The 20,874-nt window shown below is 68.6% G+C and carries 18 protein-coding genes and 1 pseudogene; 1 reads left to right on the top strand and 18 read right to left on the bottom strand.

The window, feature by feature from the left end:
- Positions 1-11 precede the first annotated feature (11 nt).
- The 6 genes from phoU to VFR64_14560 form a co-directional block, all read right to left on the bottom strand.
- On the bottom strand, positions 12-668 hold the full coding sequence (gene phoU / locus VFR64_14585; protein HET9490965.1) for a phosphate signaling complex protein PhoU: 657 nt from the start codon (positions 666-668) through the stop codon (positions 12-14).
- Positions 669-678: 10 nt separating this feature from the next.
- On the bottom strand, positions 679-1,440 hold the full coding sequence (gene pstB, locus VFR64_14580; protein HET9490964.1) for a phosphate ABC transporter ATP-binding protein PstB: 762 nt from the start codon (positions 1,438-1,440) through the stop codon (positions 679-681).
- 65 nt (positions 1,441-1,505) lie between these two features.
- The gene (gene pstA / locus VFR64_14575) at positions 1,506-3,116 is read right to left on the bottom strand and encodes a phosphate ABC transporter permease PstA (GenBank protein ID HET9490963.1); all 1,611 of its coding nucleotides are present in this window, start codon (positions 3,114-3,116) and stop codon (positions 1,506-1,508) included.
- The gene (locus VFR64_14570) at positions 3,113-5,410 is read right to left on the bottom strand and encodes an ABC transporter permease subunit (GenBank protein ID HET9490962.1); all 2,298 of its coding nucleotides are present in this window, start codon (positions 5,408-5,410) and stop codon (positions 3,113-3,115) included. The genes pstA and VFR64_14570 overlap by 4 nt, the downstream gene beginning before the upstream one ends.
- Before the next feature lies 1 nt (position 5,411).
- Positions 5,412-6,383, bottom strand: a complete 972-nt coding sequence (locus VFR64_14565) for a phosphate ABC transporter substrate-binding protein (GenBank protein HET9490961.1) — start codon at positions 6,381-6,383, stop codon at positions 5,412-5,414.
- A gap of 89 nt (positions 6,384-6,472) precedes the next feature.
- A complete protein-coding gene (locus tag VFR64_14560) occupies positions 6,473-7,228 on the bottom strand; it encodes a response regulator transcription factor (protein HET9490960.1) in 756 nt (251 codons plus the stop codon).
- 288 nt (positions 7,229-7,516) lie between these two features.
- Between VFR64_14560 and VFR64_14555 the strand changes: the two are divergent.
- Positions 7,517-7,666: pseudogene (locus VFR64_14555) on the top strand (HAD hydrolase-like protein).
- Positions 7,667-7,674: 8 nt separating this feature from the next.
- Here VFR64_14555 and VFR64_14550 read toward each other — a convergent pair.
- The 12 genes from VFR64_14550 to VFR64_14495 form a co-directional block, all read right to left on the bottom strand.
- Positions 7,675-8,088, bottom strand: a complete 414-nt coding sequence (locus VFR64_14550) for a hypothetical protein (GenBank protein ID HET9490959.1) — start codon at positions 8,086-8,088, stop codon at positions 7,675-7,677.
- A 49-nt stretch (positions 8,089-8,137) separates the two neighbouring features.
- A complete protein-coding gene (locus VFR64_14545) occupies positions 8,138-9,946 on the bottom strand; it encodes an ATP-binding protein (protein HET9490958.1) in 1,809 nt (602 codons plus the stop codon).
- Between the two features lie 4 nt (positions 9,947-9,950).
- Positions 9,951-10,637 carry a response regulator transcription factor gene (locus VFR64_14540; protein HET9490957.1) on the bottom strand — a complete coding sequence of 229 codons (687 nt, stop codon included), beginning with the start codon at positions 10,635-10,637 and terminating at the stop codon, positions 9,951-9,953.
- 20 nt (positions 10,638-10,657) lie between these two features.
- Positions 10,658-11,641, bottom strand: coding sequence for an inorganic phosphate transporter (locus tag VFR64_14535; GenBank protein ID HET9490956.1), 984 nt, complete (start codon positions 11,639-11,641; stop codon positions 10,658-10,660).
- Positions 11,641-12,258, bottom strand: a complete 618-nt coding sequence (locus VFR64_14530) for a DUF47 family protein (GenBank protein ID HET9490955.1) — start codon at positions 12,256-12,258, stop codon at positions 11,641-11,643. The genes VFR64_14535 and VFR64_14530 overlap by 1 nt, the downstream gene beginning before the upstream one ends.
- A gap of 182 nt (positions 12,259-12,440) precedes the next feature.
- Complete coding sequence (gene glnA / locus VFR64_14525) at positions 12,441-13,865, bottom strand: type I glutamate--ammonia ligase (GenBank protein HET9490954.1); 1,425 nt, start codon at positions 13,863-13,865, stop codon at positions 12,441-12,443.
- Positions 13,866-13,976: 111 nt separating this feature from the next.
- The gene (locus tag VFR64_14520) at positions 13,977-15,392 is read right to left on the bottom strand and encodes an ammonium transporter (protein ID HET9490953.1); all 1,416 of its coding nucleotides are present in this window, start codon (positions 15,390-15,392) and stop codon (positions 13,977-13,979) included.
- Between the two features lie 103 nt (positions 15,393-15,495).
- Positions 15,496-15,834 (bottom strand): P-II family nitrogen regulator, encoded by a 339-nt coding sequence (locus tag VFR64_14515; protein ID HET9490952.1) that lies wholly within the window; start codon positions 15,832-15,834, stop codon positions 15,496-15,498.
- Between the two features lie 160 nt (positions 15,835-15,994).
- Positions 15,995-17,371: a sigma-54 dependent transcriptional regulator gene (locus tag VFR64_14510; GenBank protein HET9490951.1), complete on the bottom strand. Its 1,377-nt coding sequence runs from the start codon at positions 17,369-17,371 to the stop codon at positions 15,995-15,997.
- Entirely contained in the window at positions 17,368-18,873 is a 1,506-nt protein-coding gene (locus tag VFR64_14505) for a response regulator (protein ID HET9490950.1), read from the bottom strand. Before VFR64_14505 ends, VFR64_14510 begins: the two co-directional genes overlap by 4 nt.
- A 160-nt stretch (positions 18,874-19,033) precedes the next feature.
- Complete coding sequence (locus tag VFR64_14500) at positions 19,034-19,429, bottom strand: hypothetical protein (protein ID HET9490949.1); 396 nt, start codon at positions 19,427-19,429, stop codon at positions 19,034-19,036.
- Entirely contained in the window at positions 19,426-20,871 is a 1,446-nt protein-coding gene (locus tag VFR64_14495; protein ID HET9490948.1) for an ATP-binding protein, read from the bottom strand. The genes VFR64_14500 and VFR64_14495 overlap by 4 nt, the downstream gene beginning before the upstream one ends.
- Between the last annotated feature and the right edge of the window lie 3 nt (positions 20,872-20,874).

Below are 20,874 nucleotides of genomic sequence, written 5' to 3'. Positions count from 1 at the left end.
TCAGGCCAGGCTCACGCCAGGGTGTGGCGGACCATCTTGGACTCCACCATATAGACCACCATCTCGGCGATGTTGGTGGCGTGGTCGGCCACCCGCTCCAGGAAGCGGGAGACGAGGATGAGGCGGATCGCCCGGGGAATGGTCTTGGGGTCCGACATCATGTACGTCAGCAGCTCCCGGAACACCTGCTCCTTGATGCCGTCGACCTCCGCGTCCCTGGCGCACACCTGACGAGCCAGCTCGGTGTCGCGGGCCACGAAGGCGTCCAGCGCCTCCTTGACCATGCCCTGGGCCTTCTGGGCCATGCGAGGCAGGTCGATGTAGGGTTTGAGCTGCGGCTCCTCGTTCAGCTCCAGCGCCCTCTGGGCGATGTTCACAGCCTGGTCCCCGATGCGCTCCAAATCGGTCACGATCTTCATCGCCGTGGTGATGAAGCGTAGGTCGCCGGCGGTCGGCTGGTGCAGGGCCAGCAGCTCCACGCACTTCTCGTCGATCTCCACGTCGTAGGCGTTCACCTGGCGGTCGCGGTCGATGACGTCCTGGGCCAGCGCGCCGTCCCGCTCGACGAGGGCCCGCATCACCCGGCGGATCTGATCCTCCACCAGCGCGCCCATGGCCAGGAGCGTCTGCTTGAGGCCGTCCAGCTCTTCGTGGAAGTGCCGTTGCACGGCCTGGCGCCTATCCGAACCGACCGGTAATGTAGTCTTCGGTACGCTTGTCCCGCGGATTGGTGAAGAGCTCCCGCGTGACGCCGAACTCCACCAGCTCCCCCAGGAGCATGAACCCTGTGTAGTCGCTCACCCGGGCCGCCTGCTGCATGTTGTGGGTGACGATCACGATCGTGAAGCTGGCCTTGAGCTCCAGCATGAGCTCCTCGATCTTGGCGGTAGCGATGGGGTCCAGGGCCGAGCAGGGCTCGTCCATCAGGAGCACGTCGGGCTCTACGGCGATGGCCCGGGCGATGCAGAGGCGCTGCTGCTGTCCCCCCGACAGGCTCAGGGCCGAGTCGTGCAGGCGATCCTCGACCTCCTCCCACAGCGCGGCCGCCCGCAGGCTGCGCTCGACGATGCCGGCCAGATCGTCGCGGCTGCGCACGCCCAGGACCCGTGGCCCGTAGGCCACGTTCTCGAAGATGGACTTCGGGAACGGGTTCGATTTCTGGAAGACCATGCCCACCCGCTTGCGGAGGTCGGTCACCTCGAGTGACGCGTCGTAGATGTCGGTGCCCCCGATCCGGATGGTGCCGGCGATCCTGACCCCGTCCACCAGATCGTTCATCCGGTTCAGGCACCGGAGCAACGTGGTCTTGCCGCAGCCCGACGGGCCGATGTAGGCGGTGACCCGGTGCTTGGGCACGGTCATGGACACCTCGCGAAGGGCCTGCTTGGGACCGTACCAGAGCGAGAGGCGCTCGATCTCGACCATGGGAGGCTCGAGCATGGGGGCGGCGCTCGCCTGGGGGTTGAGGCTGGCCGTCACCTGGATACTGGTTGCCATAGCTCCTCCTAGATTGCCACGATCACGTACTTGCGGCGCAACCGATTTCGGAGCGCGATCGCGAAGAGATTCATGAGCACCACGATGGTCAGCAGCAAGAGGGTGGTGGCGAAGACCATCGGACGTGCGGCGTCCACGTTCGGCGATTGAAACCCCACGTCGTAGATGTGGAACCCCAGGTGCATGAACTTGCGGTCGAGGTGGAGGAAGGGCCAGAAGCCGTCGACAGGCAGGGAGGGCGCCAGCTTGACCACCCCGGTGAGCATGAGCGGCGCCACCTCTCCGGCGGCCCGGGCCATGGCCAGGATGAGCCCGGTGAGGATCGAGGGCATGACCGCTGGCAGCACCACACGGACGGTGGTCTCCAGCTTCGTCGCCCCCAGGGCCAGCGAGGCCTCGCGCATGCCTCCCGGGATGGCGGCCAGGCCTTCCTCCGTGGCCACGATCACCACCGGCACCGTCAGCAAGGCGAGTGTCAGCGAGGCCCACAGGATGCCGCCGGTGCCGAAGGTCGGCGTGGGCAGGGCCTCGACGTAGAAGAGGCGATCGATGGTCCCTCCCACGAAGTAGATGAAGAAGCCGACGCCGAACACACCGAAGACGATCGAGGGCACGCCGGCCAGGTTGTTCACGGCGATGCGGACAGCGCTGACGAAGGGCCCCTGCTTGGCGTACTCACGCAGGTAAAAGGCGGCCAGCACCCCGAGCGGGGTCACGACCACGCTCATGATCAGCACCATCATCACGGTCCCGAAGATGGCCGGCAACACCCCACCCTCGGTGTTCGACTCGCGCGGGTCATCGCTGACGAACTCCCACGCCTTGGCCGCGTAGTGGCCCACCTTGGCGGCGGCCGACATCGTGTTCGGCCAGTAGACGTCCACCACCTCGGTCAACGGCCACTCCTTGTCCCTGCCGCCGTCGGCCGCCACCAGCACACTGGCCGTCTGCCGCTGACGGAGCTCGGCTACGCGGGCCGCCAGGTCCTGATAGCGTGCCGCGAGCTCCGCCTGCTGCGCCCGGATCGCCGTCACCTCCGGCCCCTCGGTGACGCCCCGAAGCTCCAGCCGGCGGAGCTGGAGCCGGGCCTGCTCCTGCGCGTAATTGACACGGCCGATATCGCCCTTCTCGATGCGGCGGATCTCGCGTCGCACGCGGGTGGCCTCGGGCAGGCGATCGAGCAGTGCTTGCCGACCGGCCTCGGGCCCGCGGGTCACGACCTGGCCGCCCTCGCGGATCTCACGGATCGTGCCGATGAGGAGCCCCCACTCGGTGCGCTCGATGACGAGTACATCGGCCGGCCGCTCGCGCCGCGCAATCTTCGCCTCGTCCACCCACAGGAAATCGGCGCCGTAGAGGTCGCGGTTCGCCACCTTGAGCTTGATCCGGTATTGGCCGGCCTGACCGGGGATCGTCTCGCGCTGGGCAATCTGTCCCGTGAGCACGGCGCCGTCGGCCAGGGTCAGGCGGACGACCTCCGCGGGCCAGAAGAAGCCCAGGCCGTTGACGAGGATCAGGCCGACCAGGCCGGCGACCATGAGGAGCGCGATGGCCACCGCGCTCCCGGTCAGCCAGATGAAGGGGTCACCGCTGCGCCAGAACCGCTGCCGGCCGTTCATAGGTAACGGTACCGGCGGCGCAGTTGGAGCCGCACCAGCTCGGCCACCGTGTTCACGAGGAAGGTCAGGCAGAACAGGAGCAACGCGGCCAGGAATAGCACCCGGTAGTGCGTGTGGCCCACCGGGGCCTCCGGCAGCTCCACGGCGATGTTGGCCGAGAGTGCCCGGAAGCCGTTGAAGATCGACCACTCCATCACCGGGGTATTGCCGGTGGCCATGAGCACGATCATGGTCTCGCCGACAGCGCGTCCAAACCCGATCATGACAGCCGAGAAGATCCCCGGGCTCGCGGTGGGCAGCACGACGCGCAGGGCCGTCTGCCAGCGGGTGGCCCCCAGTGCGAGGGAGCCAGCTCGGAGGTGTTGGGGCACGTTGGCCAGCGAGTCCTCGGCGATGGTGAAGATGATCGGGATCACCGCGAATCCCATGGCGATGCCGACGACCAGCGAATTGCGCTGGTCGTAGGTGAAGCCGAGGGCCGACAGCAGCCATCGGCGGTAGTCGGCGCCGAGGAACCGGTCCTCGATCACGCCGCCCAACCAGAGGGCGGTCGCGCCGGCCACCACGACCACCGGGATGACCACGAACATTTCGGTGCCGGGTCGGACGCGGCCTCGCAGCGTGGCCGGAAGCCCGCGCCACAGGGCCGCAGCGATCAGAATCGCCACGGCGACGACCACAGGCAGCACGAAGAGCGCGGGAACGACCCGCTCCACGACTGGGGCCAGCCAGAGTCCCGCGATGAAGCCGAGGACGACGCTGGGCAGCGCCGCCATGACCTCAACGACCGGCTTGACGTAGCTCTTCATGGTGGGGTGCATGAACTCGCTGACGTAGAGGGCAGCCAACAGCGCGATAGGGACGGCGAAGAGCAGCGCGTAGAGCGTACCTTTCACAGTCCCGAATGCGAGCGGGGTGAGGCTGTACTTGGCCTCGAAGTCGTCGGTCCCGCCGTGAGACTGCCAGACGTAGTCGGGCCCCGCGTAACCCTCGTACCACACGGCCCCGAACAGGGTCTGGAGCGTGATCTCCGGGTGGGGGTTGGCCAGCGTCCAGTGCGATACCGCGCCGTCATCGTGCAGGCTGACCAACCCGTCGGCCTTCGGGGCAATCGCCACGGCTCGAAGCCCGGGATGTTCGGCCTGGAGCGAGATCAGCGTCCTCCCGGACGTCGCGTAATGGACACGGATCCCTCCAGTGGGATCGGCAGTCACGAACCCTTTGTCCCGGCGGGACGGACTGAAGGCCACGACTGGCCCCTGGTGACCCTCGAACTGGTGGATCCGGGTAAGCCGGCGCTCCCCTTCGCCGGGCAGACCGACCACTTGCCACGACGACACGCCACCCGCCGCGTCGCCGATGACGACGGTGCGGTCCCCGTTCAGCAGACCGATCTCGGTCACCGCGGCACCGGATCGGCTGGTCGCCTCCCGTACCTCGGCCAACCGGACGCTGCCCTGCTCGCGAAGGTCGTAGCGCAGGATCCGGCCGGTGGAGGTGCCCACGAAGAGGTCATCCCCCCGTTCGTCGACCCGAACAGCGGTCACGACGCCGTCGATCGCCAGCGCTAGCGGTTCCAGGCGCGCCTCCCGCTTGCTCTCGCCGATCAACGCCTTCTTCTCGACGATCGTCTGGATCACGAGCTCTCGCGGCCCGAGCTGGCCTGCCGCTAGGGGCCCGGCGCCCGTGTGGGCAAAGGTCAAGCGCTGGACGGGCCGTCGCTGCTCCGGATCGAGGAAGGACGACTCGCCAATCGCCGGCACCGGGACGACGGCGCGCCGACCGCCCTCGTAGGTCACCTCGAACTTGATCTCCACCGGGACGATGCGTCCATCCGCTGTTCCGATCACGTACCAGACTCCCTCCTTCGAGACCCAGGAGGTGACGGCGGTCACTCGGGCGCCGCCGAGCCCGGGCACGGGGACGGGAGGCATCGGAGCGCGATCGTTCAACGCGATGAACGTGAGAGCGCCCTCGGCGGTGACCAGGTATGCGATCTCGCGATACTCGTCGGCGGCGACGGGCGAGGTCGGCGCTGGCTCGGCGGGGCCGGCCGGACGTCGAAGCCCCACCAACGCCGCGTGGGGCGTCTCGAACATCGGGTAGACCTCGACCAGGATCACCGCGAGGATCGCCAGGATCGAGGCGATGATGGTGACGCCACCGAGGACAACCAGGCGTCCGGCCCAGCGGTCGAGGCCAAGCCGGCGGCTCGTCTGCTGGCGGGTCTGAAGCAGCGGGCGGGCCGGGAGTCCCGACCCGCCCGCCTTCAGCGTCTCGCTGGTAACGGCCAAGCTACAGGACCTTGTTCAGCTCTTCCTTCGCGATCGAGGCCGGGATGGGGAAGTAGCCGTCCTTGATCACGACCTCCTGCCCTTCCCGGGACAGCACCAGCCTCAGATACTCTCGGGTGATGGGATCGAGCGTCTTGCCGGGGGCCCGGTTCACGTAGACATAGAGAAACCGCGAGAGCGGGAAGTCGCCCGAGTAGGCGTTGTCGGGGACCGCGTCGAAACACTTGCCGCCTTCCTTGGCGGCCAGAGGCACCGCGCGGACGCCGGCGGTAGCGTACCCGATCCCACTGTACCCGATGCCGTAGCGATCGACGGTCACGCCCTGGACCACCGAGGCCGAGCCCGGCTGTTCCTTGACCTCATCCTTGTAATCGCCGTTCTTCAGCGCGTGCTCCTTGAAGAACCCGTAGGTACCGGAGGCGGAATTACGGCCGTAGATGCTGAGGGGCCGGCTCGCCCACTCTCCGGTGAGACCGAGCTGCCTCCACGTTTTGATGTCTTCCCGGTAGCCGTAGCGGCGCGACTTGGAGAACACCGCGTCCACCTGGGCCATCGTCATGCACTTGATCGGGTTGTCTTTGTTGACATAGACGGCGAGCGCATCGACGGCGACGCGGACCGCCACCGGCTTGTACCCGAATCGCTTCTCGAACTGGTCGATCTCGGTGCCCTTCATCGGGCGGGACATCGGGCCGAGCTGGGCGGTGCCGGCGATGAGCGCGGGCGGGGCCGTGGCCGAGCCCTTGCCCTCGATCTGGATCTTCACGTTGGGATAGAACTTGTTGAAGGTCTCGGCCCACAGGGTCATGAGGTTGTTCAGCGTGTCGGAGCCGATGCTGTTCACGTTGCCGCTCACGCCCGACGACGCCTTGTAGACAACGAGCGCCGGATCCAGCTTGGGCGGTCCGGCGGCGTAGGCGCCGACGACGGAGAGGATCATCAGCAGGCCTGCGACGAGTACCGTCTTCCTCATGTTGCGCCTCCCTCTGTCCTGGGTGTCATGCTCTGCCACCTGTGTTTCGTCCATGTGACCGCCGTGTTACAAACCTGTTACGTCCGGCGTCACCCCGGGTCCCGGAAGCGATAACCGATGCCCCGCACGGTCTCGATGGCCGCGGTGGGCAGCTTGGCCACCGTGAACTTGCCGCGCAGACGGGCCACGTGGACATCCACGGTGCGCGGCTCCACGAAACCGTCGTGACCCCAGACGAGGTCGAGCAACTCTTCGCGGCCGAAGACCCGGCCGGGCGTGGCGACCAGAGCCGCCAGCAACTCGAACTCCTTGGGGGTGAGCTCGACCGGCTTGCCGCTCATCCGGACCTCGAAGCGGTGGCGGTCCACCTCGAGGTCGCCGGCCTTGAGGTAGTGCTTGCGCTCCTGGGCCTCGACCTTGCCGCGCCGCATGACGGCGCGGATGCGCGCGATCAGCTCGCGCGGGGAGAACGGCTTGGTGACGTAATCGTCGGCGCCCAGCTCGAAGCCCAGGACCTTGTCGCCTTCCTCGACGCGACCGGTGACCATGATGATCGGGATGGCCCGCGTCTCGGCGTCCTGCTTGAGACGGCGACACACCTCCCAGCCGTTGAGCTGGGGCACCATGATGTCGAGGAGGATGACGTCAGGCCGGGCCTCGCGGGCGCGGCGCAGGGCCTCGGCGCCGGTGGAGACAGCCAGAACCTCCCAACCTTCCTTCTGGAGGTTGTAGCGGAGGAGCTCGGCGACGTCGGGTTCGTCCTCGACGACCAGGACGCGGCCGAGCCGCTGGGGCGCCTGCGCTCGTCCCGGCTGCCGACCCACTTCTCCGGTCGTCTTGGCCACATGGGGAGTGTCCGCCAGCAGCGTTAACGAGCGATGACGGCCGGGTAAATCCTGCGTAACGAGCGGCGTGTGCAGGGCGCCCGCCACCTGCTCATTCAGGCGCGGAGCGAGGGCTTTTCCAGGTCAGCGGTCCAGCTCGTCTATGATCCCGACCAGGGCGTCGAAATTCGGGCGGCCTGTCACGTCGAGAACCTTCACCCGATCGAGGCGAGCGCATAGCGCGAGGGCGACTCCGGACGACGAGACGCTCCCGGCGGCCGGTCGAGGTCGAATACACCGAGGAAGCCCCAGCCCGGCATGTTCCTCGAGCTCGCCAGGCGCTATGGCCTCGATCTACCGGCGTCGCTGCACGTCGGAGACTCCGACAAAGACCGCGAGGCGGCGGCGCGCGCCGGGGTCGGCCGCTTCCAATGGGCGCACGAGTTCTTCGGGTGGTGACGCGAGGCTTACGACGCGCCGAGCGCCTGCGCCGCGCGCTTGACGTCGCGGGGCTTGACCCATAGCAGCACCGCGTAACGGCCGGCGCCCGCACAGAGGGCGTCGGTGGCCGTGACGTTGATCTTCGCTTCCGCGAGCCGGCCCAGGAGGTCGGCCAGGGCGCCCACGCGGTCCTCCCCCTGGATCAGGAAGCCCTTCTTGGGGCCCGTCAGCTTCCACTTCGCCTGCCTGGCCACCGCCCGGAAGGCGGCCGCGTCGGCCGGAACGAAGTCCAGCTGGGCCTGCTTGCCCTTGGGGAATCCCGTGAACGCGAGCAGATTGACTCCCGCTCTCTTGAGATGCTCGAGCATCCGGGATGCCTCGCCCGGACGATCCGGCGCCATGACGTAATAGTAGTCGACCAGGCTGACCGTATCGGCCATGAGCCCCTCCCTCGGGTCGGTTGGACGACGTCCCGGAGTCTACCCGATTTCAGGCGGCCGGCAGGGTGACGCGGACGGTCGTTCCCCGGTCCAGCTCGCTCGTGATCCTCAGGTCGCCGCCGTGCGCGGCGACCAGGTGCTTGACGATGGCCAGGCCCAGCCCGGTGCCGCCGAGCTCGCGCGAGCGCGCCTTGTCCACCCGGTAGAACCGCTCGGTGATCCGGGGCAGGTCCGCGGCCGGGATGCCGAGGCCGGTGTCCTGGACAGCGATCTCCACCATCCCGGGCGGCGCCCCGTGGGCCGTCACCGTCACCTGGCCGCCCGCCGGGGTGTACTTGACGGCGTTGTCGACGAGATTGATCAGGATCTGCGCCAGCCGGTCGCGATCGGCCTTCACCGGAGGGAGGTCGGGGGCAAGCGTGGCATCCAGCCGCACGCCCCCGCCCTGGGCGCGGGGACGGATGATCCCGATCACGGAGTCGATGACCTCGAGAAGCCCGGTCGGCTCGAGCCGGAGACTGATTTTGTTCAGCTCGATGTTCGAGAGGTCGGTGAGATCGTTCAGCAGGCGACCCAGGCGCTCGGTGTGCCGGGCGACGACTTCCAGGAATCGTCGGGCGTGCGCGGGATCCTCGAGGGCTCCGCCCAGCAGCGTCTCCAGATATCCCTGGATGGCCGTGAGCGGTGTGCGCAGCTCGTGGGAGACGTTGGCCACAAACTCGGTGCGCACTTGCTCGAGGCGCCGGAGCTCGGTGAGGTCGTGGAGCACCATCACCACGCCGCTGTCCTCGGGGCCCAGACGCAGAGTCACGGCATTGACTTGCAGCCGCCGATTCACGAGCCCGGGCACGACGAACTCCCGGGTCGTCAGCGGACCCTGGCTGGTGGCTCGCGCCTGGCGCAGCACGCCGTGCAGGTCCACGTTGCGGACGACCTCCAGCAACGGCTTGCCCTCGGCCGGCCCCCGCCCGACCCCCAGGATCACCCGGGCCTGCTCGTTGATGAGCAGCAGGTGATCCTGCCCGTCGACGGCGATGACGCCCTCCACCATGCTGTCGAGGATGGCCGCGGTCTTGGCGCGCTCGTGCTGGAGGTCGGCAAGCCGATCTTGAAGACTCGCCGCCATCGCGTTCAGGGCCCGGCCGAGCTGGCCGATCTCGTCGGGGGAGCGGATGGGAGCGCGGAAAGAAAAGTCGCCCTCGCTCATGGCCCGGGCCACCGACTGCATCTGGATCACCGGGCGTGTCACCCGGTGGGCCACGAAGAGCCCGATGCCGAGAGCGACCGCGAGGGCCACCAGGCTGCCGAGGAAGAGGAGGCGCCGGATCGCGCCGTGCGAGGACGTCACCACGCGCAGCGGCAGCGACGTGCGCATCACCCCCAGAACGCGTCCGTCGTCTCGGATAGACACCGCCACGTAGAGCAAGGGCGTGTCCACGGTCGTGCTGCGCCGCAGGTCACGGCCGTGACGACCAGCGAGGGCGGCCTCCACCTCCGGCCGACCGCGGTGGTTCTCCACCCAAGCCAGATCGCGCAGCTGGAGCTGCGACTCCCCTACCACCCGGCCGTCGGGGGTGATCAGGGTGACCCGGAAGTCGCTCGCCCGCCCGGCTCCCGCCGCGAAGGCCTGGAGTTCTTCGGGGGATGCCCCGCGCGCAAGCAACGCCCGGGCCTCGTCGTGAAGCAGCTCGGCGGCGGTGGTCAGCCGAGCTTCCAGACCCTCGAGGGCCAGGCGCTCCAAAACCCGGTTCACGTAGAGGCCGACGATCAGAAGGGTGACGGCAACGAAGCCGACCAGGGCGAGCGTGAGCTTGACGGCGATGCGCCGGCGCAGGAGCTGGACGACGCCGGCCGTCACCGCCTCACTCCGCCTCGAAGCGGTAGCCCACGCCCTTGACCGTCGTAATCCGTCGGCCCTCCTCCCCGAGCTTGGCCCGCAGCCGCCGCACGTGGACGTCTATGGTCCGCGACTCGACCTCGTCGGCCCGGGCGTATCCCCAGACACGATCGAGCAGATGCTCGCGGGAGAGCACGCGCCCGGCGGCTTCCATGAGCGCCTGCAGCAGGTCGAACTCCTTGGGGGTGAGCACGATGGAAGCGCCCTCGACGGCGACCATGTGGCGCCCAGCATCCAGCACCAGAGCGCCGGCGTGGAGGGCGGCGGCCGGAACCGGCGCCCGGGTCCGGCGCAGGACGGCCCGCACACGGGCCACGAGCTCCTTGGGGGAGAATGGCTTGACGAGATAGTCGTCGGCGCCCATCTCCAGCCCCACCACTCGGTCCACCTCGTCCGCCTTCGCCGTCAGCATGATGATGGGCACCACCGCCGCCGCCGGGTCGGCACGCACCCGCCGGCATACCTCGAGGCCGTCCATCTCGGGCAGCATGAGGTCGAGGACGATGAGATCTGGCGGGTGCTGCCGCACCTCCTGCAGGGCCTCGGTGCCGGTCGCCGCCGTCCGACAGCGAAAGCCCTCGCGAGCGAGGTGGAAGACCACCAGGTTGCGGATGTCGGTCTCGTCCTCGACCACCAGGACGTTCTGCGCCATGCCCGCACTCTAGCGCACGGTCAGCGCAGAAGCGCGAAGACCTTGGCCACCGCCCAGGCGATGAAGCCGCACACCGGAAAGGTGAGGATCCAGGCGATCACGATCTCTCGCCCGACGCCCCAGCGGACGGCGGACAGCCGGCGCGTGGAGCCGACCCCCATGATCGCGGTGTTGATCGTGTGCGTCGTGCTGACCGGGATCCCCAGCCGCGAGGCCAGCTCGATGGCGCTGGCGGCGGCCGTCTCCGCCGCGAAGCCGTGCACCGGATCCAGCTTGGTCACCTTGAGTCCCATGGTCCTGACGATCCGCCAGCCGCCGATCGCCGTCCCGATGCCCATCGTGACCGCGCAAAGGAAAATCACCCACAGGGGAACATCGAACCGGGGGAGCATGCCGCCGAGCACCAGGGCCAGGGTGAAGGCGCCGATGAATTTCTGGCCGTCGTTGGAGCCATGGCTGAACGCCATGAAGGCCGAGGACAGGATCTGCAGCCGCCCGAACTTTCGACGTACGGACCCCGCCCGCGCCTCCCGAAAGGTCCAGTAGATCACCAGCGTGAGGACCAGTCCTCCGGCGAAGCCGAGGAACGTGGAGAACAGCAGCCCGATGAGGACTTTCTGCCAGCCGTCCCAGATGAGGGCGCCGGCACCCGCCGTGGCCAGCGCGGCGCCGCTGAGCCCGGCCACCAGGGCGTGGCTCTCGCTGGTGGGGAGCCCGTAGTACCAGGCCACCGTGCTCCACAGCACGATGGCCACCATGGCAGCGGCCACCGTGCCCAGATGGACGGCGCCGGGGTCGATGATCCCCTTGCCGATGGTGGCGGCGACCGCCGTGCCCGACATGGCGCCGACGATGTTGAGTACGCTGGCCATGACCAGGGCCTGCAGCGGCGTGAGCACACGGGTCGAGACGACGGTGGCGATGGAATTGGGGGCGTCGGTCCAGCCATTGGCGAACTCCGCGGCCAGGACCAGCAGCAGGACCAGGAGGAGGGACGACTCCATCAAGCCATCTTGAGAATTATGCCCTCGATGACGTTGGCGACGTCCTCGCAGCGGTCGGTGACGATCTCCATCGTCTCGTAGATCTCCTTCCACTTGATGACTTCGATGGGATCGGCCTGCTGCTCGAACAGCTCGGCGAGGCTGTCGCGCAAGAGGTTGTCGGCGCTGTTCTCCAGGCGGTTGACCTCGACTGCTTGCTCGTGGAAGCCGGGATCCATGCCCCGCAGGCAGCGGACGGCCCGGTCCGTGGCCCGCGCGATCTCCACGATGACCTGGGCCATGGCGCGGGACGCCGCGGTCGGTTCCTTGATCCGGTACACCACCAGCCGCTCGGCCGCGGCCTCGATGTAGTCCAGCACGTCGTCGAGCCGGCTGGCCAGCGCGTGGATGTCCTCGCGATCCAGCGGCGTGATGAACGTGGTGTTGAGGCGGCGGACGACCTCGTGCGTGATCTGGTCGCCCTGGTGCTCGACTTCCTTGATGGCGTGGAGCTTGACCCGGGCGTCGGTGAAGTTGTGCACGAGATCGTGCAGGAGCCCCGCCGCGCGCAGGATGTGCTGGGACTGCTGTTCGAAGAGATCGAAGAACCGGGCTTCCCGCGGGAAAAGCTTGAACATGACCGGCTGCTCCGGAGTCTAACGGAAACGTGTGATGGGCGCCAGCGCATACTCCGCCCAGCGAGCGTGTCCACGGCAGCCGGAAATAACGGCAGGCGGAAATAGACGACCGCCCCGGGTCCCCCGGGGCGGTCCGAACGTTTCGGGCGGCATGGGGGGCCCTTTCGAGGCCCCCCATGCGATCAAATATCGAAGTAGAGGGCGAACTCCCAGGGGTGCGGCCGCAGCCGAATGGCATCGACCTCGTTCTTGCGCTTGTAGTCGATCCACGTCTCGATGAGATCCGGCGTGAACACGTCGCCCTTGAGCAGCCAGTCGTGCGACTTCTCGAGATTGTCGAGCACGATGTCGAGCGCGCCGGGCAGTTGCTTGATCTTCTTCTGCTCGGCCGGCGGCAGCTCGTAGAGGTCCTTGTCCACCGGCTTGCCAGGATCGATCTTGTTGGCGATGCCGTCCAGCCCTGCCATCACGCAGGCCGCGAACGACAGATACGGGTTGCAGGTCGGGTCGGGCGTGCGGAACTCGATGCGCTTGGCCCCTTCCGACTTGGAGTACATCGGGATCCTGATGCAGGCCGAACGGTTGCGCTGGCTGTAGACCAGGTTGATGGGCGCCTCGTAGCCCGGCACCAGGCGCTTGTAGGAGTTCGTCGAGGGCGCGATCAGCGCCAGCAGCGCGGGGGCATGCTTGAGGATCCCGCCGATGTAGTAGAGGCAGGTCTTGGAGATGTCGGCGTAGCCGCCGCGCTCGTAGAACAGGTTCTTGCCGTTCTTCCAGATCGACTGGTGCGTGTGCATCCCGGAGCCGTTGTCCTGGAACAGCGGCTTGGGCATGAAGGTGGCCGTCTTGCCCCACTTCCGCGCGGTGTTCTTGGCGCAGTACTTGTACCACATGACCTTGTCGGCCATCTTCGTCAGCGTGTCGTAGCGCATGTCGACCTCGGTCTGACCGCCGGTCGCCACCTCGTGGTGGTGCACCTCGACGCGGACGCCCACGCTCTCCAGGGCCAGCACCATGTCCGAGCGGATGTCCTGGAACTTGTCCATCGGCGGCACCGGGAAGTAGCCCTGCTTGTAGCGCGGCTTGTAGCCCAGGTTGGGATTGTCCGCCGGGCCTTCCTTGCCGGAATTCCAGAAGCCGGCCTCGGAGTCGATGAAGTAGTAGCCGGAGTTGTACGACTGGTCGAAGCGGATCGAGTCGAAGAAGAAGAACTCGAGCTCTGGCCCGATGTAGACGGTGTCGCCCACGCCGCTCTTCTTCACGTACGCCTCGGCCTTCTGGGCCACGTAGCGCGGATCCCGGGTGTAGGCCTTGCCCGTCACGGGGTCCTTGACGTTGCAGATGAGCACGAGGGTCGCCACCGCCGTGAACGGGTCCATGGCGGCCGTGGCCGGATCGGGCATGAGCAGCATGTCGGACTCGTCGATGGTCTGGAAGCCGCGGATCGACGAGCCGTCGAAGCCGAGCCCGTCCTCGAAGATGCCCTCGTTGAGCTCGGAGATGGGGATCGAGAAATGCTGCCAGAGCCCCGGCAAGTCGATGAAGCGGAGATCGACGATCTTGGCGCCTTTCTCCTTGGCGAGCTTGAGGACATCCTTCGGGGTCATGCGATCCTTCTCCTCTTGTTGAGTTTGACGAGGCCCCGGCGGCGCCGTGCGGCGCCGCCGGACCGCGCTACCTTAGTGAACTACGCGCGCAAAATCAAGGCACCTCCGGCCTCAATGGGCCGTCCGTACCTTGGCTTCCGCCGCCCGCATGGCCTCGGCCATGGCCCCGCCGCTCGAGAACTCGCCGTACGAGCCCCCGCCCAACGTATAGGCGGTCTCGGAGTGCTGGGAGAGGTCCAACCCCGCCACCTCGTCCTCTTCGCTGACCCGGAGCCCGACCAGCGCGTCCACGACCTTGAGGACGATGACGGTGATGACGACGGCCAGGACGAACGTGGCCAGCACCGCCAGGACCTGAGTCATCAGCTGGCCGGGGTTGCCGTAGAACAGCCCGTCGCCGCCGGCGGCGTTGACCGCCTTGGAGGCGAACAGGCCGGTGGCGATAGCGCCCCACGTCCCGCCCACTCCGTGCACGCCCACGACGTCCAGCGAGTCGTCGTAGCCCAGGCGCGCCTTGAAGTTGCAGGCGCTGTAGCACAGGGCGCCGCCGATCGCCCCGATGATGATCGACGCGACGGGTCCCACGAAGCCGGCGGCCGGCGTGATGGCGACCAGACCGGCCACGGCGCCCGACGCCGCCCCGAGCACCGTGGGCTTGCCCCGCGTGAGCCACTCCGTGAACATCCAGCCCAGGGCCGCCGCCGCGGCCGCCGTGTTGGTGGCCAGGAAGGCGCTGGCCGCCAGGCCGTCGGCGGCCAGGGCGCTGCCGGCGTTGAAGCCGAACCACCCCACCCAGAGCAGGGCCGCGCCGGTCACCGTGAGCGGCAAGCTGTGGGGCGGCATCGGCTGGTGGGCGTAGCCGCGTCGGCGGCCGATCACCAGCGCGCAGACCAACGCGGAGACGCCCGAGGAAATGTGAACGACCGTCCCCCCCGCGAAGTCCAGCGCGCCCAGCTTCTTGAGCCAGCCGCCGTCGCCCCACACCCAGTGGGCCAGGGGGTCGTAGGCGAACGTGGCCCACAGCAGCGTGAACAGGATGAGCGCCGAGAACTTCATCCGCTCGGCGAACGCGCCGACGATCAGGGCGGGCGTGATGATGGCGAACATCATCTGGAAGATCATGAACGCCTGATGGGGTATGGTCCCCGCATAGGTGGGGAACGGCTCGGAGCCCACGCCACGCAGGCCGATCCACTCCAGACCCCCTACGATGCCGCCCTTGTCGGGGCCGAAGGCCAGGCTGTAGCCCCACAGGACCCACTGCACGGAGATCAGCGCGGCGATGATGAAGCAGTGCATCAGCGTGGCCAGGGAGTTCTTCTGGCGAACCATCCCCGCGTAGAAGAGGGCCAGGCCGGGCGCGGTCATCATGAGGACGAGGAGCGACGATGTGAGCACCCACGCCGTGTCGCCCTTGTCGATCTTGGGCGCCTCGGCTGCCTTGGGCGCCTCGGCCGCCGGAGCGGAGGCCGTCGGGCTCGCCGGCGGCGCCGCCGGTTGCTGGGCGGATGCGACGACCGCCCCCATCAGGACCACCACCACTGCGAATGCGAGTGTCAGTCGCGTCACGGTCAACCCCCTCCTCTGGGCTCGCCGTCGGGTCCGGCCCGGCGGGCAGCCAGGCTCGTGGCTAGAGCGCATTCTCGTCGCGCTCGCCGGTACGGATCCGGATCGCTGTTTCGACCGGGCAGATGAAGATCTTGCCGTCTCCGATGTTCCCGGTCTTGGCGGCCCCGGCGATGACGTCGGCCACCTTGCCAGCCAGGTGGTCGGGCACGACGACCTCGACCTTGATCTTGGGAAGGAAGTCGACGGTGTACTCGCCGCCCCGGTAGAGCTCGGTGTGGCCCTTCTGGCGGCCGAACCCCCGGACCTCCGATACCGTCATGCCGATCACGCCGATGCCAGTCAGCGCTTCCTTGACGTCGTCGAGCTTGAACGGCTTGATCACCGCCTCGATCTTTTTCATCGCCAGCCCTCCAGGAGTCGAGCATCAAAGCAACGCGTGTGCCTGTCTCGGAGAATGTAGAGCCTCGTGTTTTCGGCGACTTAGCGGGAACTCAGCCGGACGCCGTTGCCTATCGATTAGGCACGCGGCGGGCTGCTGCCCGAGTTTTGAACTGCCCGGGCTAGCCGGGGCGCTGGGGGATGCCGTGCTTGCGCATCTTGGAGTAGAGGGTCGGCCGCCGCAGGCCCAGCAACGCCGCCGCCGCCTGCTTGTTCCAACGGGTCGTCTCCAGGGCCTTGAGGATGGAGGCCCGCTCGATCTCCTCCAGCGAGCCCGACGGCACTTCCGAGGGCGCGATCGCCGCGGCGCCGCCGCCGGCCCGCTGGACGCTCTCGGGCAGATCGGCCAGGGTGATCTGCTGCCCCCGGGATACCAGAATTGCATGCTCGATGGCGTGCTGGAGCTCGCGCACGTTGCCCGGCCAGGGATAGTTCATGAGCCGGCGGTAGGCCTCGGGCTCGATGCCCTCCATGGGCCGGGCGTGCTTCCGCACGTAGCGCTCGAAGAAGGACCGGACCAGCAGCGGGATGTCGTCCCGGCGCTCGCGCAGGGGGGGCACCTGGATGGTAACGGTGTTGATCCGGAAGTAGAGGTCCTGGCGCAGACCGCCCTCCTTCACGACGGCCTCGGCGTTGCGATTGGTCGACGAGATCAGGCGGAAGTCGACGTTGACCGCCTTGGTGCCGCCGATGCGCCGCACGATGCGCTCCTCCAGGACCCGCAGGAGCTTGGCCTGGAGATCGAAGGGCATCTCCGTGATCTCGTCGAGCAGCAGGGAGCCCCGGTGGGCCTCCTCCAGGAGGCCGGGCTTCTCGGCGGTGGCCCCGGTGAACGAGCCGCGGGTGTGGCCGAACAGCTCCGACTCGATGAGGTCCTTGGGCAGAGCCGCGCAGTTGATCTTCACCCACGGTCCGTCACGGCGCCGGCTGCGCTCGTGCAGCGCGTTGGCGATCAGCTCCTTGCCGGTGCCGCTCTCGCCGATGAGGAGCACGTTGGCGTCGGCGTCGGCCACGGCCGACACGGTCTCCATGACCCGCTGCATGCAGGGCGCCTCGAACAGGATCTCGCTGTCGGCCGTCTGCTCGCCCAGCCGTCGCCGGAGATCCGTGTTCTCGGCCAGCAGCTTGCGGTGTTCCAGGGCGTTCCTGACCAGCCCCAGCACCTCCTCGGGATCGAAGGGCTTTTCCAGCACGTGAAAGGCCCCCGCTCCCTTGGTGGCCTCCATCGCCCGGCGCACCGATCCGTAGGCGGTGATGATGATCACCTCGAGCGAGGGATCGCGCTTCTTGAGCTCGCGGGTGAGCGCGATACCGTCCCCGTCGGGGAGCATGAGGTCCACGATCGCCATGTGAGCCTCGAGCTGGGCCAGCGCGGCCAGGGCCGTCTCCACGCTGCCGGCGATGCGAACCGCGTAGCCCTCGGCCTCCAGCGTCATGCGCAGCCCGTCGACGATGGTCGGTTCGTCGTCGACGACGAGGATCGTGCGGCCCTGCCTCACCGACCCTCCGCCGCCTCGCCGCGCGATGGCGCGCCCACCGGCAGGCGGATGCGGACGCGGGTGCCCTGCCCGGGCGAGCTCTGGATGCCCAGCTCGCCCCCGTGCAGGTCGATGACCGAGCGGGAGATAGCCATCCCCAGCCCCGTCCCCTCCGGCTTGGTAGTGAAGAACAGATCGAAGGCGCGCACCAGGACCTCCTCGGTCATGCCGGCGCCGGTGTCGTCGATGCCCACGGTGACGGACTGCGTCTCGCCGGCGTAGGCCAGGCTGACGCTGAGGCGGCCATTGCCCCCGAGCGCCTCCAGCCCGTTGAGGATCAGGTTGAGGAACGCCTTGCGAAGCTCGCGCGGGTCCACGTGGACCTCGGGACAGCGGGCGTCGTAGGTCCGCACGACCTCGATGCGCTCGTCGGGACAGCGGGCCCGCCCCAGCGCGATGCATTCGTCGAGCAGCGGGGCCAACGCCGTCCGCGCGCGGTGCAGCTCGGGGGGCCGCCCGAACGCGGTGATCTCCGACACGACCGAGGCCAGATGATCGACCGTGGAGCTGATCTTCCGCGCCAGCTCGGCGGTGTCGGCCTCGCCGGCTCGCTCCAGCCGCTGCTCCAGGTGATGGGCGTAGAGCCGCAACCCGGCCAGGGGGTTCTTGAGCTCGTGGGCGACCTGGGTGGCCATGCGGCCCAGCGCGGCCAGGGCCCCGCTCCGCAACCGCTCCAGCTCGTGGCTGTTCCGGATGGCGATGGCCGCCTGCGACGAGAAGAGGGCCATCAAGTCGAGGTCGTCGTCGGTAGGCTCGACCCGGGCCGGCGTCTCGATCACCAGGGCCCCCACGGGTCCCCGCTGCACCACCAGGGGCGCGGCCATGATCACCCGGCTCTCGGTGCCGGGCGTCGTCACGGGCGCGCCTTTGTCGATGGCCTGGCCGGCTGCCTGCTCGAGCGCCTTCCAGGAGGGCGGCGGAGTGCCGGCACTGGCCATGGGCGTGAGGCGGCCGTTGGTGAGCTGAAAGACGACCGAGCGCTCGGCCTCCGTGGTCTCGACGGCGGCCTGGGCCACCGAGTCGAGGATCCGGGTCATGACGCCCGAGGAGGCGAAGGTCTCCCCGATCATCAGCAGTCGTTCCCGATCCCGCGCCCACTGGCGCACGGCCAGGGCCCGACCGATCTTGGCCCGGAGCTCGTCGCGGACGAACGGCTTGGTGAGGTAATCGAAGGCGCCCCGCTGCACCGCGTCGACGGCGGTCTCGATCGTCCCGTGCGCCGTCATGATGAGCACGGGCAGGCGCGGCTGGCGGGCGTGCAGCATCTCCATGAGCCGGATGCCGTCGACGGGCTCCATACGCAGGTCCAGCAGGGCCACGTCGAAGCGCGTCTTCTCCACCGCCTCGCTCGCCCGCCGGGCGTCGGTGGTGGCCACGACCTGAAAGCCCATGGCATTCAGGCGCATCTCCAGCACCTCGAGGATGGCCGGATCGTCGTCCACGATGAGCACGCGTCGCTTCATGGGATTGGGCACCCGGGCTGTGATTGCCTCGTCGGCTCGCCTCGGACGGCGGGGCCCCAGCCCCGCGACGTCCTGCGGCTCGCACCGCGGGCCCGTGCCCCGCCGCGACCTCCGGCTGTGATGGTTCGATCGCGCGATCCGAGCTGGGGCTCCCGTCGCCTCATCGCGGCCGGCGCTCCTGCTTGAGATCGATCTTCTTGAGCGCCTCGAGGTCGGCGCGCAGGCGTTCGGTCTCGCCCTGCAACCGCTGCAGCTCCTGCTTGAGACGGCCGAGTTCGCTGTCCCGCGCCGCCAGCTCCTCTTTCAGACGGGCCACGTCGCCGCGCGCGGCCAGCAGGGAGCCCAGGGCGTCCCGGGCCGCCAGCGCTCGCGGCGCCCCGGGATCGGTCGGGTACGTCGACACCAGCTCGTCGTACGCGCGCATCCCAGCCTGATACTGGCCCTGCTGAACGAGGCGATCGGCGCGCTCCAGCAGCGACGTGGCCGGACGAGACGCGGCACAGCCCGACGCCACCGACACCAGCGCGATCCCGACCAGGAGTCGGTCGCTCCTCACGGGTCCACACCTTCGCGGGGCAGCAGCACGGTGAACCGGCTGCCCTTGCCCTCCTGGGATTCTACCGTCACGCGCCCCCCGTGCGCGGTCACCAGTCCCCGCACGATGGGCAAACCCAGGCCGGTGCCCCCGCGGTCGTGATGGGCTTGCTCGTACCAGCCGAAGATGTGAGGCAGCGCCGCCGCGGGGATGCCCATGCCGGTGTCCTCCACTTGAACCTCGATCTCGCGGCCGACGTCGATCACGCGCACGGTGATGCGTCCTCCGCCCGGCGTGAAGCGCACGGCGTTGGAGACGAGGTTCACGACGACCTGCACCAGGCGATCTTCGTCTCCAAGGAAATCGAACCGGGTGCCGACCCGCTCCAGCGTCAGGGTGAGATTGGCGTCCTCGGCCTGAGGGCGGAGCTCCTCCACCGCACGGGCCACTACCCGGTCGAGGACCACCGGCTTGCGCTCGATCCGGAGCATGCCGGCGCGCAGACGGGACAGGTCCAGGATCTGGTTGACCAGCCGGAGCAGGCGGTCGGCGCCCTTCTCCACGATGGCGACCAGGCGCGTCTGTTTGGGATTGAGGCCGCCGGGCACCCCCTCGCGCAGCAGGTGGCCCGCTTCGCGAATGGAGGTCAGCGGCGAGCGGAGCTCGTGGGAGACGGCGGCGAGAAACGTCTCCTTGAGCCGATCGATCTCCTGCAGCCGCTCGGCCATCCGGTTGAAGGCCAGGGCCAGGGCGGCCACCTCGTCACGCCCCTCCACCTTGACCGGCTCGCGGAACGAGCCGGTGGCCAGCGCCGAGGTCGCGACCGACAGGGCCCGGAGCGAGCGCGTGAGGCGGACGACGATCACCGCGGCGGCCAGAAAGGCCAGGCCCACCGCGGCGCCCAGGGCGACGAGCACGCCGGTCCAGGTTCGGGCCTCCAGTCGCGCCGCTTCGATCTGGGCGCTGCGCGCCGCCTCGTGGATGTCCTCGATGAGTCTGCCCAGCGCGTGTTCGACCGCTTCGACGAGCGCGCTGGATTCGGTCTGGGCCACCTCCAGCGCCTGCTGGCGCTTGCCCTCGGCGGTCAGCAGCTGCTCGCGGGCCACCACGGCGTCGTACTGGTCCAGGGCGAGCCGGGCCTCGTTCAGCAACGCGGTCTGGCTGGGCGCGGTCAGCAGCGCCGACAGGCGGGCCAGATCCTGCCGGACCTCGGCCATCCGCTCCGTCCAGGCGACGGCGTAGGCGGCGTCGCGGAGGATCAGCATACGGGCTTCCAGCCGGGCCAGGCCGGGCATGGCCTCGTGGGCCGCCGAGACGTGCCGCACCGCCGGCAAGGTCCGCGTCGTGATGTCCCGATTCACCGTGACCAGCCGGTCCAGGGCGCGCAGGCTCAGCACACCGACGATGAAGAGGACGCCGAGCACCAGCGAGAAGGCCACGAACAATTTGGCCCCGAGCTTCATACG

It is taken from the genome of Candidatus Methylomirabilota bacterium, from assembly GCA_035709005.1.
Lineage (GTDB): Bacteria > Methylomirabilota > Methylomirabilia > Rokubacteriales > CSP1-6 > 40CM-4-69-5.
Note: the sequence above shows the minus strand (reverse complement) of the source record. Positions and strands in the feature narration are given on the sequence as shown.

Bases quoted from the DNA above. Each gene is read 5' to 3' on its own strand.
- pstB (HET9490964.1), bottom strand. From the start codon at position 1,440: ATGCTCGAGCCTCCCATGGTCGAGATCGAGCGCCTCTCGCTCTGGTAC.
- pstA (HET9490963.1), bottom strand. From the start codon at position 3,116: ATGAACGGCCGGCAGCGGTTCTGGCGCAGCGGTGACCCCTTCATCTGG.
- VFR64_14565 (HET9490961.1), bottom strand. From the start codon at position 6,383: ATGAGGAAGACGGTACTCGTCGCAGGCCTGCTGATGATCCTCTCCGTC.
- VFR64_14550 (HET9490959.1), bottom strand. From the start codon at position 8,088: ATGGCCGATACGGTCAGCCTGGTCGACTACTATTACGTCATGGCGCCG.
- VFR64_14540 (HET9490957.1), bottom strand. From the start codon at position 10,637: ATGGCGCAGAACGTCCTGGTGGTCGAGGACGAGACCGACATCCGCAAC.
- VFR64_14535 (HET9490956.1), bottom strand. From the start codon at position 11,641: ATGGAGTCGTCCCTCCTCCTGGTCCTGCTGCTGGTCCTGGCCGCGGAG.
- VFR64_14530 (HET9490955.1), bottom strand. From the start codon at position 12,258: ATGTTCAAGCTTTTCCCGCGGGAAGCCCGGTTCTTCGATCTCTTCGAA.
- glnA (HET9490954.1), bottom strand. From the start codon at position 13,865: ATGACCCCGAAGGATGTCCTCAAGCTCGCCAAGGAGAAAGGCGCCAAG.
- VFR64_14520 (HET9490953.1), bottom strand. From the start codon at position 15,392: ATGGGGGCGGTCGTCGCATCCGCCCAGCAACCGGCGGCGCCGCCGGCG.
- VFR64_14515 (HET9490952.1), bottom strand. From the start codon at position 15,834: ATGAAAAAGATCGAGGCGGTGATCAAGCCGTTCAAGCTCGACGACGTC.
- VFR64_14505 (HET9490950.1), bottom strand. From the start codon at position 18,873: ATGAAGCGACGCGTGCTCATCGTGGACGACGATCCGGCCATCCTCGAG.
- VFR64_14495 (HET9490948.1), bottom strand. From the start codon at position 20,871: ATGAAGCTCGGGGCCAAATTGTTCGTGGCCTTCTCGCTGGTGCTCGGC.